The organism is Acrocarpospora catenulata, from assembly GCF_018476525.1.
GTDB classification, from domain to species: Bacteria; Actinomycetota; Actinomycetes; order Streptosporangiales; family Streptosporangiaceae; genus Acrocarpospora; species Acrocarpospora catenulata.
This window is the reverse complement of the sequence record NZ_JAHCST010000052.1, coordinates 55,808-68,767: the sequence shown is the minus strand read 5'-3', so window position 1 is coordinate 68,767 and position 12,960 is coordinate 55,808. Positions and strand designations below refer to the sequence as shown.

Annotated in this window: 12 protein-coding genes; 3 read left to right on the top strand and 9 right to left on the bottom strand. The window is 71.8% G+C overall.

The annotated features are described in order from the left end of the window. Positions 1-151: 151 nt before the first annotated feature. The 5 genes from KIP79_RS35420 to KIP79_RS35400 all read right to left on the bottom strand — a co-directional run bounded on the left by KIP79_RS35420 (position 152) and on the right by KIP79_RS35400 (position 5,071). The gene (locus tag KIP79_RS35420; protein ID WP_214109341.1) at positions 152-505 is read right to left on the bottom strand and encodes a response regulator; all 354 of its coding nucleotides are present in this window, start codon (positions 503-505) and stop codon (positions 152-154) included. Positions 506-567: 62 nt separating this feature from the next. Further along, positions 568-1,236 (bottom strand): response regulator transcription factor, encoded by a 669-nt coding sequence (locus KIP79_RS35415; protein ID WP_214109340.1) that lies wholly within the window; start codon positions 1,234-1,236, stop codon positions 568-570. 44 nt (positions 1,237-1,280) lie between these two features. After that, complete coding sequence (locus KIP79_RS35410; protein ID WP_214109339.1) at positions 1,281-2,378, bottom strand: threonine aldolase family protein; 1,098 nt, start codon at positions 2,376-2,378, stop codon at positions 1,281-1,283. 3 nt (positions 2,379-2,381) lie between these two features. Continuing rightward, the gene (locus KIP79_RS35405) at positions 2,382-3,035 is read right to left on the bottom strand and encodes an SDR family NAD(P)-dependent oxidoreductase (protein WP_214109338.1); all 654 of its coding nucleotides are present in this window, start codon (positions 3,033-3,035) and stop codon (positions 2,382-2,384) included. Then, entirely contained in the window at positions 3,035-5,071 is a 2,037-nt protein-coding gene (locus tag KIP79_RS35400) for a DUF6421 family protein (RefSeq protein WP_250214354.1), read from the bottom strand. The genes KIP79_RS35405 and KIP79_RS35400 overlap by 1 nt, the downstream gene beginning before the upstream one ends. A gap of 216 nt (positions 5,072-5,287) precedes the next feature. Between KIP79_RS35400 and KIP79_RS35395 the strand changes: the two genes are divergently transcribed. Beyond that, positions 5,288-5,998: a hypothetical protein gene (locus tag KIP79_RS35395; protein WP_214109337.1), complete on the top strand. Its 711-nt coding sequence runs from the start codon at positions 5,288-5,290 to the stop codon at positions 5,996-5,998. Here KIP79_RS35395 and KIP79_RS35390 read toward each other — a convergent pair. Together KIP79_RS35390 and KIP79_RS35385 are read right to left on the bottom strand one after the other, a co-directional pair. Further along, the gene (locus tag KIP79_RS35390; RefSeq protein WP_214109336.1) at positions 5,938-6,606 is read right to left on the bottom strand and encodes a response regulator; all 669 of its coding nucleotides are present in this window, start codon (positions 6,604-6,606) and stop codon (positions 5,938-5,940) included. The two genes, KIP79_RS35395 and KIP79_RS35390, sit on opposite strands and share 61 nt — an antisense overlap. Further along, on the bottom strand, positions 6,603-7,739 hold the full coding sequence (locus KIP79_RS35385) for a sensor histidine kinase (RefSeq protein ID WP_214109335.1): 1,137 nt from the start codon (positions 7,737-7,739) through the stop codon (positions 6,603-6,605). The genes KIP79_RS35390 and KIP79_RS35385 overlap by 4 nt, the downstream gene beginning before the upstream one ends. A gap of 192 nt (positions 7,740-7,931) precedes the next feature. Between KIP79_RS35385 and KIP79_RS35380 the strand changes: the two genes are divergently transcribed. Together KIP79_RS35380 and KIP79_RS35375 are read left to right on the top strand one after the other, a co-directional pair. Then, a complete protein-coding gene (locus tag KIP79_RS35380) occupies positions 7,932-9,470 on the top strand; it encodes a zinc ribbon domain-containing protein (protein WP_214109334.1) in 1,539 nt (512 codons plus the stop codon). Next, positions 9,467-11,182 carry a serine/threonine-protein kinase gene (locus KIP79_RS35375; protein WP_214109333.1) on the top strand — a complete coding sequence of 572 codons (1,716 nt, stop codon included), beginning with the start codon at positions 9,467-9,469 and terminating at the stop codon, positions 11,180-11,182. The genes KIP79_RS35380 and KIP79_RS35375 overlap by 4 nt, the downstream gene beginning before the upstream one ends. Here KIP79_RS35375 and KIP79_RS35370 read toward each other — a convergent pair. Beyond that, positions 11,172-11,951, bottom strand: a complete 780-nt coding sequence (locus tag KIP79_RS35370) for an ABC transporter ATP-binding protein (RefSeq protein WP_214109332.1) — start codon at positions 11,949-11,951, stop codon at positions 11,172-11,174. The two genes, KIP79_RS35375 and KIP79_RS35370, sit on opposite strands and share 11 nt — an antisense overlap. Then, positions 11,948-12,904, bottom strand: coding sequence for a FecCD family ABC transporter permease (locus KIP79_RS35365; protein WP_214109345.1), 957 nt, complete (start codon positions 12,902-12,904; stop codon positions 11,948-11,950). Before KIP79_RS35365 ends, KIP79_RS35370 begins: the two co-directional genes overlap by 4 nt. Between the last annotated feature and the right edge of the window lie 56 nt (positions 12,905-12,960).

Here is a 12,960-nt window from a genome sequence, read left to right as displayed (position 1 = left end):
CCAGCCCCACCCCCTGGCGCACCCCCCTCCCCGGCGTCTATCTCTGCTCCACCAGCACACCCCCCGGCCCCGGCGCCCACGGCATGAACGGCCACCACGCCGCCACCCTCGCCCTCCGCGACCTCGCCAGAAGGCGCCGGTAGCTCTCGGCCTAGGGGTGGACCAGGGCGCGGAGGCGGGACGGGGTGAGGTGTTCCTTGCGGATGTAGCCGGTGGCGCCGCAGGTGTGGGCGTCGGGGGGGAGGTCTTCTGCGGCGTAGGTGGAGACCAGGATGATGGGGATGTGGGGGTGGGTGGCGAGGATGCGGCGGGTGGCCTCGATGCCGCTTATGCCGGGGAGGTTGATGTCCATGAGGATGAGGGAGGGGGCGGAGCGGGCGACCATGGCCAGGGCCTCCTCGCCGGAGACGGCTTCCGCCACGACCTGCCAGCCGGCGACCAAGGCGACGAGGCGGCGGGCCGCGGCTCGGAACGGGCCCTGGTCGTCGACTATCAGAACGTTCACTTGCACCTCGACGGACCCCATGGCATCAACCCTGGCGCATCACGGGGACCCTGCTAAGGGTGTTATCCCCCCTGTTCGGCGAGGTAGAGCAGGACGGCGAGCACCCGCCGGTTCACCTCGGGGGTGGACTCCAGGCCGAGTTTGGCGAAGACCACGCTGATGTGCTTCTCGACCGACTTCTCGCTCAGGTAGAGGGTCTCGCCCACGGCGGCGTTGCTCTTGCCCTGGGCGATCTGGGCGAGCACGTCACGTTCCCTGGGGGTGAGGGCGGCCAGCGGGGACGCGCGGCGTTTCATCGAGTCGGCGAGGATGCCCTCCACGACCACGGGGTCGATGATCGAACCGCCCCTGGCCACCGCCCGGACCGCCTCGACCAGCTGCCCGGGCTCCCCGACCCGCTCCTTGAGCAGGTAGGCCCGCCCGGCGCTCCCCGCCGCCAGCAACATCGTCGCGTACGACGGCTCGGCGTACTGCGAGAGCACCACCACCCCGGTGTGCGGGCGGGCGGCGCGCAGTTTGGTGGCCGCCTGGATGCCCTCGTCGGTCGAGGTGGGCGGCATCCGCACGTCGGTGACCACCACGTCGGGCTCGTGCTCGTCCACGGCGGCCAGCAGACCGGGCAGGTCCGCGCAGGCGGCCACCACCCGCAGTTCGGGATCGCGCGAAAGCACCCGTTCCACGCCCTCCCTGACCAACAGGGAGTCCTCAGCGATCACCACCCGTAATGTCACGCGCGCAGCCTACACCTGGCCAGGCGGGCGGCGTCCGGGCGCGGTCAGCCGCCCTGCGGCCCCCCGGACGTCTCGGCGCGCCAGGCGGCGACCTCCTCGGCGACGGCCGCCGCGAAGGCGTCCACGGCGGCTTCGGTGATGTCGAAGGCGCACATCCAGCGGACCTCCCCGGTGTCGGGGTCCCAGGTGTAGAAGCGGTAGCGCTCGCGCAGGCGGTCGGCGACCACGGCGGGGATCCGGGCGAAGACCGCGTTGGCCTGGACCCTGCGGGTGACCTCGACGCCGTCGATCGCGTGCACGGCCGCGGCGAGGCGGGCGGCCATCGCGTTGGCCTGGCGGCCGTTGCGGAGCCAGAGGTCCCCGGACAGGAGCGCCTCGAACTGGACGGAGACGAAGCGCATCTTGGAGGCCAGCTGCATGCTGGTCTTGCGCAGGTACGGGATGCCGTGCGCGGCGGCCGGGTTGAGCACGACCACCGCCTCGCCGAGGACCAGCCCGAGCTTGGTGCCGCCGAAGGAGAGCACGTCGACCCCGGCGTCGGTGGTGAGCGCCCGGAGCGGCACGTCCAGGGCGGCGGCGGCGTTGGCCAGGCGGGAGCCGTCCAGGTGGACCAGGAGGCCCAGGCCGTGGGCGTGCTCGCAGACGGCCTTGATCTCGTCGGGGGTGTAGAGCGTGCCGAGTTCGGTGGCGTTGGAGATGGAGACCACCCGGGGCTGGGCGCGGTGCACGTCCCCGAAGCCCCACGCCTGCCGGTCGATGAGGGCCGGGGTGAGCTTGCCGTCCGGGGTGGCCACGGGCAGCAGCTTCAGGCCTCCGACCACCTCCGGCGCTCCCCCCTCGTCCACGTTGATGTGCGCCGTCTCCGGGCAGATCACCGCCTCCCAGGGGGCGCACATGGCCCGCAGCGACACCACGTTGGCGGCCGTGCCGTTGAACACCGGCCAGGCCCGCGCGTCGGCCCCGAAGTGTCGCCGGAAGATCTCCTGAAGCGCCTCGGTGTAGACGTCGTCCCCGTACGCGACCTGGTGGCCCCCGTTGGCCAGGGCGATGGCCTCGAGCACCTCCGGATGCGCCCCGGCGTAGTTGTCACTGGCGAAGGAGAAAACCGCCGGATCATGCCGTCGGACAGCATTGGTCGTCATGAATCACCCCGTGAGATCGAAGCGCTGGCCGTTGACCTCGTCAGCCGGTCGGTCCCACAGCCCGCTGATGGCCGCCGCCAGGTCGGCCACGTCGGTGAACCCCTTGAAGGTCCGGCCGGGATCGGCCGTCCGCATGCCATCGTGCACCAGCGCGTTCACCACCAGGACGGCGGCCGCCGCCGAGCTGCCCTTCAGCGCGTCGGCGAAGGACAGCGTCCACGCCTCGGCCGCGGCCTTGGCGGCGGCGTAGGCGGCGTTGCCCTGGGTCGGCTTCTGGGCGGCCTTGGCCGACACGATGGCGAACCGCCCGTCGTCGCTGGCCCGCAGCAGTGGCTCGAAGACCAGGGTCACGTGCTGCAGGGTCTTGATCAGCAGGTTGTGCAGGAGCTCCCAGTCCGCCAGGGAGGTCTCCGCGAAGCTGGGCGAGCCCCGCCAGCCGCCGACCAGGTGCACCACACCGTCCACCCGCCCGTGCTCGGCCTTGACGCGCCCGGCCAGCTCCCGTACCGCGTCCAGGTCCAGCAGGTCGACGGGCAGGCACCCGTTGGCGCCCGAGCGGTCCACACCGATCACCCGGTCGCCCAGCTCGGTGAACCGGCGCACGGCCGCCTGCCCGGCCGGTCCGCCCGCCCCTGCGATGAGAATGACCCGCGACATCAGCGCACACCCTTCGTGGATTCGACGACATCGGTGAGCTTACGGCGGAGGGCCTCGTAGAACATGCTGAGCGGGAACTCGTCCGGCAGCACCGCGTCCACCATGGCCTTCTGCTCCTCCGGCAGGTCCCTGGCGGCCCACCGGGAGGCCGGATGGGCGGGCACGTACTCCGCCACCAGGTGGTGCGCGGCCAGCCAGTGCGCCAGCTTGGACCGGTCGATGCCGTCCCGGTAGAGCTTCTCCACCTGGGCGCGCAGGTCGGCCACGCCGCCCGCGACCCTGTCCCAGTCCACGCTCAGCCGGTTGTCGGTCCACCGCACGATGTCGTTGCGGTGCAGGTACGCGAAGAGCAGTTGCCCGCCCAGGCCGTCGTAGTTGCGCACCCGGTCCCCCGTGATCGGGAACCGGAAGAGCCGGTCGAAGAGCATGGCGTACTGCACGTACCGGGCCTGCGGCACCCCTTCGGCCTCCAGCCGGACCGCCTCACCGAACGCGGTCAGGTCGCAGCGCAGCTCCTCCAGCGAGTACAGCCAGTACGGCATCCGCTGCTTGATCATGAAGGGGTCGAACGGCAGGTCCCCGTGGGAGTGGGTCCGGTCGTGGATGAGGTCCCAGAGCGCGAACGCGTCCCTGGCCAGCTCCGGCGAGGCCACCAGCCGGGCCGCGTCCGGCGGCAGCGCCAGTTTCAGGGTGCTCGCGGCGGCCCCGGTGACCGCGCGGAACCTGGCCGACTCCCGGTCGCAGAAGATGCCGCCCCAGGTGAAGGCGGCGGGCGTCTGCCGTACCGCGACGGTCTCGGGGAAGAGCACGGCCGAGTTGCTGTCGTACCCGGCGGTGAAGTCGACGAAGGTGATGGGCACGAACATCGGGTTGTCGTACCGCCCAGCCTCCACCTCGGCCAGCCAGTCGGGCCAGAAAGTGCGCACCCAGACCGCCTCGATGTTCCGGTTGGGGTTGCCGTTCTGGGTGTACATCGGGAAGACGACCAGGTGTTCCAGGCCGTCGACGCGCTGGGTGTCGGGGTGGAAGGCCTCCAGCGAGTCCAGGAAGTCGGGGACCTCCAGGCCCCCGGCCACCCACTTGCGGAAGTCGGCCACCACGGCGTCCAGGTAGGCGGCGTCGTGCGGGAAGGCGGGCGCCAGCCGGACCACGTGATCGACGATCTCCGCCACCAGGTCCGCCGCCTCGGCCTTGGCCTCCGGGACCGAGCCGTCCTTGGCCTGGAGCGGCCGGAGGCGTTCCACGGCGGCCTTGAGCGCGGCGAACTCGGCGGGCGTGGTCAGTGCCTGGCCGGTCCCGGTGGGGGTCGCGGCGGCCCAGGTGACCAGGTTGGTCCAGAGCCGGGCGTGGTCGAACTCGGCGATGGAGTCGTCGCCGAACAGGTCGGAGTCGGCCAGCACGACCACCCGGCCGGCCCCGTGGCGCACGGCCACCACCAGCGGCGCGCAGGCAGGGTCGGCCTGGCCGGAGGTGCGGAACAGCACCTCGCCGGCGCCGCGCAGCGTGCCGGCGCGGTAGAAGCAGGCACGCGCCACCCCGGCCAGCAGGTCCACGCCGTCCAAGTGGCCCTCCCCGGGCGCGCCGAGCACCCAGGAGGCCACGTTGTTGTGGCTGTTGCGGGCGTCCTGCACGGTCAGGTGCTCGATCTCCACCCCGAATTTGGCGACCAGGTCGGCCAGGTTGCTGCCGTACTTGTCCTGCTCGTGCTCGGCCAGCACCACCAGCCCGCCGCCGTCCCGCACGTGATCCGCCACGGCCGCCAGCTCCGCCTCCGTGAAGACGGGGCTGCCCAGGCCGGTGGTGCGCTCCCAGCGGTCCGCGGACGGATGCGCGATCACCAGCACGTCCTGCCCGGCCAGCCGTTCGGGCGTCAGCGGCCCCTCGGTGTGCGCGGTCACCGTGGCTCCGCGCCAGCGCAGCAACTCCGCCGCGCGCACGTAGCCGTTGTCGTCGGGATGCCCCGGATTCATGGCCTCCGCCGTCTCCCGGCGGATGGTCCAAGCCTCGCTGTGCGCCTCGTCGAACAACACCCTCATGAAATATCTCCCGCCAAAAGCGCCATCTGTCGAAAAATATACACAGTCATCCCCACTGATCCGGAAGTCCCCCCACCGTGTGATCCCGCGCACGATCTACGCCGGACGGGTTCCCCACCGTCGCGCGGCGGATGCGGATTCACCCGCGAGGGTGACGAACCCTCCGTGTTCCGGCGCGTAACGTCCAGCGCCGTCAACCACTTCCGAGGGGGAACAATGTTCAAACTCAACGACTCGGCCGGTTTCCGGAAGTCCGTCACCGGCGTGCTGCTGATCCTGGCTCCGCTGCTCCAGTTCATCGCGGTCCTGATCGACCCCGGCACCTGGGGCGACGATCGCGAATCGGTCAGCTTCGGCGACAACCCGGCGCTCGCCCAGACCCAGTCCGCCCTCTACCACTGGGCCTGGATCATGCTTCCGGTGGCCATCCTCGGCCTGCTGCACCTGGTCAGGAAGCGCGGCGTGGTGCTCGGGCACATCGGCGGCGCGCTCAGCACCGCGGGCTTCCTCGCCCTGTCCGGCCTGCTCATGGGCGACCCAGTTGAATGGTACCTGGGGCAGCACTACAGCCCGGAACAGGCTGCGAAGATCTTCGATGACATGTTCAACCTGCCCGGCGTCGTCTTCGGCTTCCAGATGCCCTGGGTGTTCCTCGGCCCGCTCGGCGCCAGCCTGGTCATGTTCGCGGCCCGCCGCGCCGGCATCGCGCCGTGGTGGGTGGTCGGCACGGTCGTCGGCGGCTGGCTGGTCGGCTTCTTCGTCGAGTACGGCCCGGCGACCGTCCTGCTCTGGGGGCTCCCGGTGGCCGGGTTCGGCTACCTGGGCGTCAAGGTCCTGCGGATGAGCCGCGAGGAGTGGATCTCGAACTACCCGAGCGCCGCCCCCGGGGTCACCACGCCCGACTCGTACGCGAAGACCACCGCCTGAGCGCGGTCGCGCAGGCTGAGCTTCATGAGCACCCTGGCCACATGCGTCTTGACCGTGGCCTCCCCGACGAAGAGCTCCTGGGCGATCTCGGCGTTGGTGAGGCCACGCGCCAGCATGCGGAGCACCTCCAGCTCGCGCGGGGTCAGCTCGGCCAGCTGGGGCGGCCGCACCGGGTCGTGCCGCCCGGCGAAGGAGGCGATCACCCGGGTGGTCACGGCCGGGTCGAGCAGCCCGTCCCCGGCGGCCACCACCCGGATCGCTTCCACCAGTTGCTCCGGCGGGGAGACCTTGAGCAGGAAGCCGCTGGTCCCGGCGCGCAGCGCGGCGTACAGGTTCTCGTCGGTGTCGAAGGTGGTGAGCATGATGATCTTCGGCGGATGCGGATCCTCCAGCAGCTGGCGGGCCGCGGACAGGCCGTCCAGGCGGGGCATCGAGATGTCCATCAGCACCACGTTGGGCCGGATCCGGCGGGCCAGCGCGACCGCCTCCACACCGTCTCCCGCCTCGCCCACCACCTCCATGCCCGGTTCGCTCTCCACCACCATGCGCAGCCCGGCCCGAATCATGGCCTGGTCGTCGGCGAGCACGATCCGAATGCTGTTGCTCATACCAGTACAACTCCCTGCGAGGTGGGCAGCACCGCACAGACCCGGAAGCCGCCCTCGGGTCGCGGCCCCGCCTCCAGGGTGCCGCCGAACAGCTCGGCCCGCTCCCGCATGCCGATCAGCCCGTGGCCGGTGCCGAGCTTGGCGGGGACGCCCGTGCCGTTGTCGGTCACCTCGAGGGTGATCGAGAGCGGGTGGTAGGCGATGCGGATCGTCACGTCCGCCTCCCCGGCGTACTTGACCGCGTTGGTGAGGGCCTCCTGGACGATCCGGTACGCGGACAGGTCCAGGCCGGGCGCCAGCCGTACCGGGTCACCCTCCACGACGTGGTGGACCCGCAGGCGGGTGTGCTGCACGGTGGAGATCAGGTGGCCGACCAGGTCCAGGCCGGGCTGCGGCAGCGCCTCGTCCTGCGGCATGCGGAGCGCGCCGAGCATGACCCGCAGCTCGTTGACGGCCTCCCGGCCGGTCTGCTCGATGCCGAGCAGCACCGGGTTGTCCCCGCCCAGGGTCCGGCGCAGCACCCCGGCCTGCATGACCATCATGCTGACACTGTGCGCGACCACGTCGTGCAGTTCCCTGGCGATCCGGTTCCGCTCGGCGGCCACCGCCTCGGCGGCCTGGCGCTCCCGTTCCAGCTCCAGGTGGGCGGCCCGCTCGGCCATCCGGTGCACCCGGACCAGGTAGGCGCGCAGGCCGACCCCCGTCAGGTAGGCGAAGCCGAACAGCACGGTGAGGTAGATCACCTCGTCGATCGGCAGCACCCGGTGGTCCACCGCGCCCGAGTCGAAGATCAGGATGCCGACCAGCCCCCACGGCCCCCCACGCCGGAACGGCAGATTGGCGCCGACCGAGTGGAAGGCGATCAGCAGCGAGATCAGCTGGTGCACCTGACAGCTCTCGTGCCCCTGACGGTGCCACAGGTACTGCAGAAGGATGGTGCCGATGAACACCACCACCGGCCACCTGCCCCGCAGCACCAGCAGAGCGCCCGCGAGCAGGGCCTGCGGAATCCACCACAGCTCGGGGTTCTGCGCCGCGCCATGACTGGTCGCCGTGGTGAACGCCTCGACGACGCCGATCGCCGCCACGGCGGCGCCGATGAGGAGATCGGTTTTGGAGATGCGGAGGGACATGTCCGCAGATTAATCTGTCTCCGCCTTCCCGCGTAGCAGCGGATGGACCGCTTCAATCCACTTACAAGTGTTTTGCAAGCCTGTACGCGATCCTGGGCGGGTATCAACTGAATGTCGGCACCGTGCGAGCCCTTGCCGGGCCCTGTACGCGCTGCGAGTCTAGATCTGTTCCGATCCGAAGAGGAGGCGGAGATGCCCCGCCTGGCGGTTCTAGCGGGGCTCGGCGCCCTTGGCATGCTGGGCATGCCCATGCACCCCCACCCCAGCGGCTCGACGGACCGGGTGACCCCGGGGGCCGTACGCGTGGAGTCCGAGTCCCACGTTTCGATCACGTTATTCGACGACCGCAGCAAACTGCAGCAGGTCGTCCGGGAGTACGACACCGATCTCGCCAAGGGGAGCGGGTTCACGGTGACCCCGGACGGAGTGATCGTCACCGCCACCTCGGTGGTCCAGTCGGACCTGGACGTACGGGTGTACGCCGCCAACCGGGTCTTCGCCGAATACTTCAAGGTCAAGGTCCCGGCCGACTTCGAACGGCACACCCTGGACGACCCCGACCTGAACATCCGGCTCCAGGCCTGCTACCCGCCGCGGACCCAGAACTCCACCTGCAACGCCACGGTGACCACCAAGGTCACGGTCTTCCCGTACCTGGACCCGCCGCTGCCGCAGGGCCTGAAGGCGGAGGTGCTCACCACCGGCGACTCCCCCGCCGCCCCGGCCGTGCTCAAGGTGGACCCGGGCGGCAAGGACAACCTGCCGACCGTGCCGCTGGGCACCACGCTGACCGCCACCGTGGAGTCGGTGGACATCATGGGCCTGCCGCAGCGGCCCACCCCCAAGGCCCCGCCGAAGCTGGACACCGCCCACTTCGACCCGCCAGGCAGCCGCTCCTTCAAGGAGGCCGAGCGGGCCAAGGTCGAGAAGGCCGCCGCCGCCGACGGCATCGGCGCCGCGATCATCGACGACGGCAAGAGCGAGGTCGTCGCGCTGCTGGCCGGCGGTCCCGGCCTGCCCACCACGGTCACCCCGGTGGAGGACATCCGCTCGGCCATGGTCGCCGCGGGCGTCTCGCCGCGCCGCGGCCCGGTGGACGTGGTGTACGAGAACGCCCTGGCCTCCTACCACAACAAGCTGTACGCGGCCGCGGTGCCGGTGCTCCAGCAGGTGCTGACCCTGCGCCAGGACCACGCGGTGGCCCTGAACTACCTCAAGGTGGCCCGGAGCAAGGCGGGCACCGCCGAGGACGCCGCCACCCAGAAGAAGTCGGCGCCCCCGGCGGCCAAGCAGAGCAACGGGGTCTCCCCCTGGATCTGGGTGGCCGGCGGCGTGGTGCTGGCGGGGGCCGCGGTGGGCATCGCCGTGCCGATCCTGCTGAAGCGGCGGCGCGCCGGGAACGGGACCGTCGGCGGGGAGCCGCCGATGGAGAACGCGGCCCTGGTCACCTCGTGGCCGGCCCAGACCGAGATGTTCCCCCCAGGTGGGATGGGAGTGCCCGGCGTGCCCGGTGGGATGGGCGGGATCGGTGTGACCTCGCAGCCGCCCGTCCCGCATCAACCGCCTCCGTCGGACCTGTCACCCCCGCGCGGGCAGGCCCACGTGGGGCAGCCGATCCAGGTAGGCCAGATGGGGCACCCACAGGTGAAGTTCTGCACCCAGTGCGGCATGCGGCTCGGGCACGGCCACCGGTTCTGCGGGTTCTGCGGACACCCGACGGACGCGCCATGACCGAAGGCACGCCGATTCCGGCGCTCGTCGGCCAGCAGGTGGGCGACTACACCATCGAGGCGGTGATCGGCCGGGGCGGCATGGCGACCGTGTACCGGGCCAGGGACCAGCGCCTCGGCCGGGCGGTGGCGCTGAAGGTGCTGGCCCCCCAGCTGGCCCACGACGCCCGGTTCCGTGACCGGTTCGTCCGGGAGTCGCGGCTGGTGGCCGGGATCGACCACCCGCACATCATCCCGATCTACGAGGCCAGCGAGAGCGAGGACCTGCTCTTCATCGCGATGCGCTACGTGGAGGGCAGCGACATGCGCCGCCTGGTGCAGTCCACCGGGCCGCTCCCGGTGGCCCGGGCCAACCGGCTGTTCGCGCAGATCGCCTCCGCGCTGGACGCGGCGCACGCCAACGGCCTGGTGCACCGGGACGTGAAACCGGCCAACATCCTGGTCACCGAGGCCGACCACGTCTACCTGACCGACTTCGGGCTGACCAAGAGCGCCTCCGCGGAGGCGGGTCTGACCAGCCACGGCCACTTCATGGGCACCCCGCGGTACGTGGCCCCCGAGCAGATCCGCGGCCTGCCCGTGGACGGCCGCAGCGACGGATACGCCTTCGCCTGCGTGGTCTACGAGGCGCTGACCGGGCAGCCCCCGTTCCAGCGGGACACCGAGCTGGCGCTGCTGTACGCGCACGTCTCGCACGACCCGCCGCCGCTCACGCCGTACCGGCCCGACCTGCCGCACGCGGTCAACCAGGTCATGCAGCGGGCGCTGGCCAAGTCGCCGGTGGACCGCTTCCCGACCTGCACGGCCTTCGTGAACGCGTTGCGGGACGCGATCAGCGGCATCGAAGGGGACTCCTCGGACCTCAGCCCGGTCTCCGGGCGGCCCAGCTGGCCCCCGGCGGGCACCCCGTCGCATCCCTACTACGGGGGGCAGTACTCGGGGCCGATCTCCAACCCGCCGATCTCGAATCCGCCGATCTCCAACCCGCCCGTCTCCTACCCGTCGCTCTCGCAGCACCCGTCCTACGCGCAGTCGTACCCGCACGCGTCCTACCCGACGTACGCGCCGCAGCCGCAGCTCGCGCCGAAGAAGAAGTTCCCGCTGGGCGCGGTGGTGGGCGGCGTGTCGGCGCTGGCGCTGGTCACCGCGGCGGTGGTGTACGTGATCACGCAGAGCGGCGGCGACGAGTCGGCCAGCTGGAACACCTTCAAGGGCAACGTGGCGGCCCCGTACACCTTCAACTACCCCTCCACCTGGACCCTCAAGGAGTACGCCGACCAGCACGTGACGGCCGCGGCGGCGGTGGAGGAGTTCGACGGCCTGTTCGCGGTGCCGGGCAACACCGACTGGAGCGCGGTCAACCCGATCATCGGCAGCTCGCCGAACCGGGCCACCGGCATGGTCGCCCAGACCACCGAGACGATCAGCACCTCCGACTCGGTGGAGGACCTGCAGACCGGCCTGCAGGCGACGCTGCCTGGCTCGGTGGCGATCCCGGGCGCGCCGCAGGCCACCTCGGTGGGCGGGAACCCGGCGTTCAAGGTGACCGGCGTGCTCAGCGACGGTCAGGGCACCGGGCGGCTGGACTTCCGGACCTTCCTGGTGGCCCGGCCTGGCAGCCCGTCGGGGCTGATCACGTTCTTCTGCCCGCCGGCCAAGTGCGACGACACGCTGATCACCACGATCGTGAACAGCGTGAAGTTCACGGGCTAGCCCGGGTCAGGTGCACGACCGGGCGTCCGGGGCCGCCCGACACGCGGACCCGGGCGCCGAAGTGCCGGGTGATCAGCTCCTCGGTGAGCACCTGGCCGGGGGTGCCGGCGGCCACCGCCCGCCCGTCCGCCAGCAGCAGCAGGCTGTCGGCGTACTGCCCGGCCAGGCTGAGGTCGTGCAGGGTGGTGAGCACGGTGAGGCCGTCGGTCAGCCGGAGCCGGTCCAGCAGGTCGAGCGCCTGCTGCTGGTGGCCGAGGTCGAGCGCGGTGGTGGGCTCGTCCAGGATCAGGATGGGCGCCTGCTGGGCCAGCGCCCGCGCCAGCACCACCCGCTGGCGCTCCCCGCCGGACAGGTGGCCGAGCGGCCGGTCGGCGAAGCCGTCCAGGTCCAGCCTGGCCAGCACCGATCCGGTCACCTCCCGGTCCGTGCGGCTCTCCCGCCCCAGATAGGCGATGTACGGCGTGCGCCCGAGCAGCGCGTACTCCCCCACCGTCATGTCCGTCGGCAGGGACGGCGCCTGCGGCGCGTACGCGATCAGCCGGGCCCGTTCCCTGGGCCGCAGCCGCCGGACCGACCGGCCGCCCACCAGCACCTCGCCCGTGTGCGGCAGCAGCCCCAGCATGGCCTTGAGCAGGGTGGACTTCCCGGCCCCGTTGGGCCCGACGATCCCCAGCCAGGACCCGCCGGGCACGGTCAGGCCCACCTCGGCGAGCACCGTTCGCCCGTCCAGGCGCACCCCGAGCCCGCGCGCCGTCAGCTCCGGCGTCATGTGTCCACCCGCCGGGTCATCCGGAGCACGGTCACGAAGAACGGCGCGCCCACGAACGCGGTGACGACCCCGATGGGCAGCTCGGCCGGGGCCAGCACGGTCCGCGCCACCAGGTCGGCCAGAACCAGGAAGGCCGCCCCGCCGAGCAGCGAGAGCGGCAGCACGATCCGGTAGGACCACCCGGCCAGCCGCCGCACCACGTGCGGCACCACGATGCCCACGAACGCGATCAGCCCGCTCACCGCGACCGCCGAGGCGGTGGCCAGGGAGGCCGCAAGCAGCACGGCGAACCGCACCCGGGCCGCCGGCAGCCCGAGCCCGCTGGCCTCCTCCTCGCCCACCGAGAGCACGTCCAGCAGCCGCCCGTGGGCCAGCAGGGCCACGGCGGAGACGGCCGCGTACGGGGCGACCATGGCCAGTTGCGGCCAGCCGCCCCCCACGTCGCCGAGGATCCACGAATACACCCGGGCCAGCTGGTCGACCTTCAGCTGCTGCACGAAGGTCTGGATGGCCGCCAGGAAGGAGCTGACGGCCACCCCGGCGAGCACCAGGTTGGCGGTGCCGCTCCCCCGCCCGGCGGCGCTGCCCAGCGCGTACGCCAGGAAGACCCCGCCCACGGCCCCGGCGAACGCGGCGACCGGCACCGCCACCGTGTCGCCGACCGCCACGATCACCAGGGTCACCGTGAGCCCGGCACCGGCGCCCGCGCCCAGCAGGTACGGATCGGCCAGCGGGTTGCGGAACACGCCCTGGTACCCGGCCCCGGCCACCGCCAGCAGCCCGCCCACCAGGGCCGCCAGCAGCACCCGCGGCACCCGCAGCTGGAAGAGCACGCCCTCCTCGACCACCGCGAGCCCGGAGTCCACCGAGACGAACGGCAGCCGGTCGAGCAGCGCGAGCAGCACCCCCTTCGGGTCGAGGCCGGCCGCGCCGACCAGGATCCCGGCCGCCATGCAGGCGATCAGGAGTGCGAACCCGGCGGCGAGGGCGCCGAGCCTGGGCCAGTTCA

Coding starts and splice junctions, on each gene's coding strand:
- KIP79_RS35375 (WP_214109333.1), top strand. CDS start 9,467: ATGACCGAAGGCACGCCGATTCCGGCGCTCGTCGGCCAGCAGGTGGGC.
- KIP79_RS35365 (WP_214109345.1), bottom strand. CDS start 12,904: ATGGCGGCCGGGATCCTGGTCGGCGCGGCCGGCCTCGACCCGAAGGGG.
- KIP79_RS35405 (WP_214109338.1), bottom strand. CDS start 3,035: ATGTCGCGGGTCATTCTCATCGCAGGGGCGGGCGGACCGGCCGGGCAG.
- KIP79_RS35410 (WP_214109339.1), bottom strand. CDS start 2,378: ATGACGACCAATGCTGTCCGACGGCATGATCCGGCGGTTTTCTCCTTC.
- KIP79_RS35390 (WP_214109336.1), bottom strand. CDS start 6,606: ATGAGCAACAGCATTCGGATCGTGCTCGCCGACGACCAGGCCATGATT.
- KIP79_RS35380 (WP_214109334.1), top strand. CDS start 7,932: ATGCCCCGCCTGGCGGTTCTAGCGGGGCTCGGCGCCCTTGGCATGCTG.
- KIP79_RS35395 (WP_214109337.1), top strand. CDS start 5,288: ATGTTCAAACTCAACGACTCGGCCGGTTTCCGGAAGTCCGTCACCGGC.
- KIP79_RS35385 (WP_214109335.1), bottom strand. CDS start 7,739: ATGTCCCTCCGCATCTCCAAAACCGATCTCCTCATCGGCGCCGCCGTG.
- KIP79_RS35370 (WP_214109332.1), bottom strand. CDS start 11,951: ATGACGCCGGAGCTGACGGCGCGCGGGCTCGGGGTGCGCCTGGACGGG.
- KIP79_RS35400 (WP_250214354.1), bottom strand. CDS start 5,071: ATGAGGGTGTTGTTCGACGAGGCGCACAGCGAGGCTTGGACCATCCGC.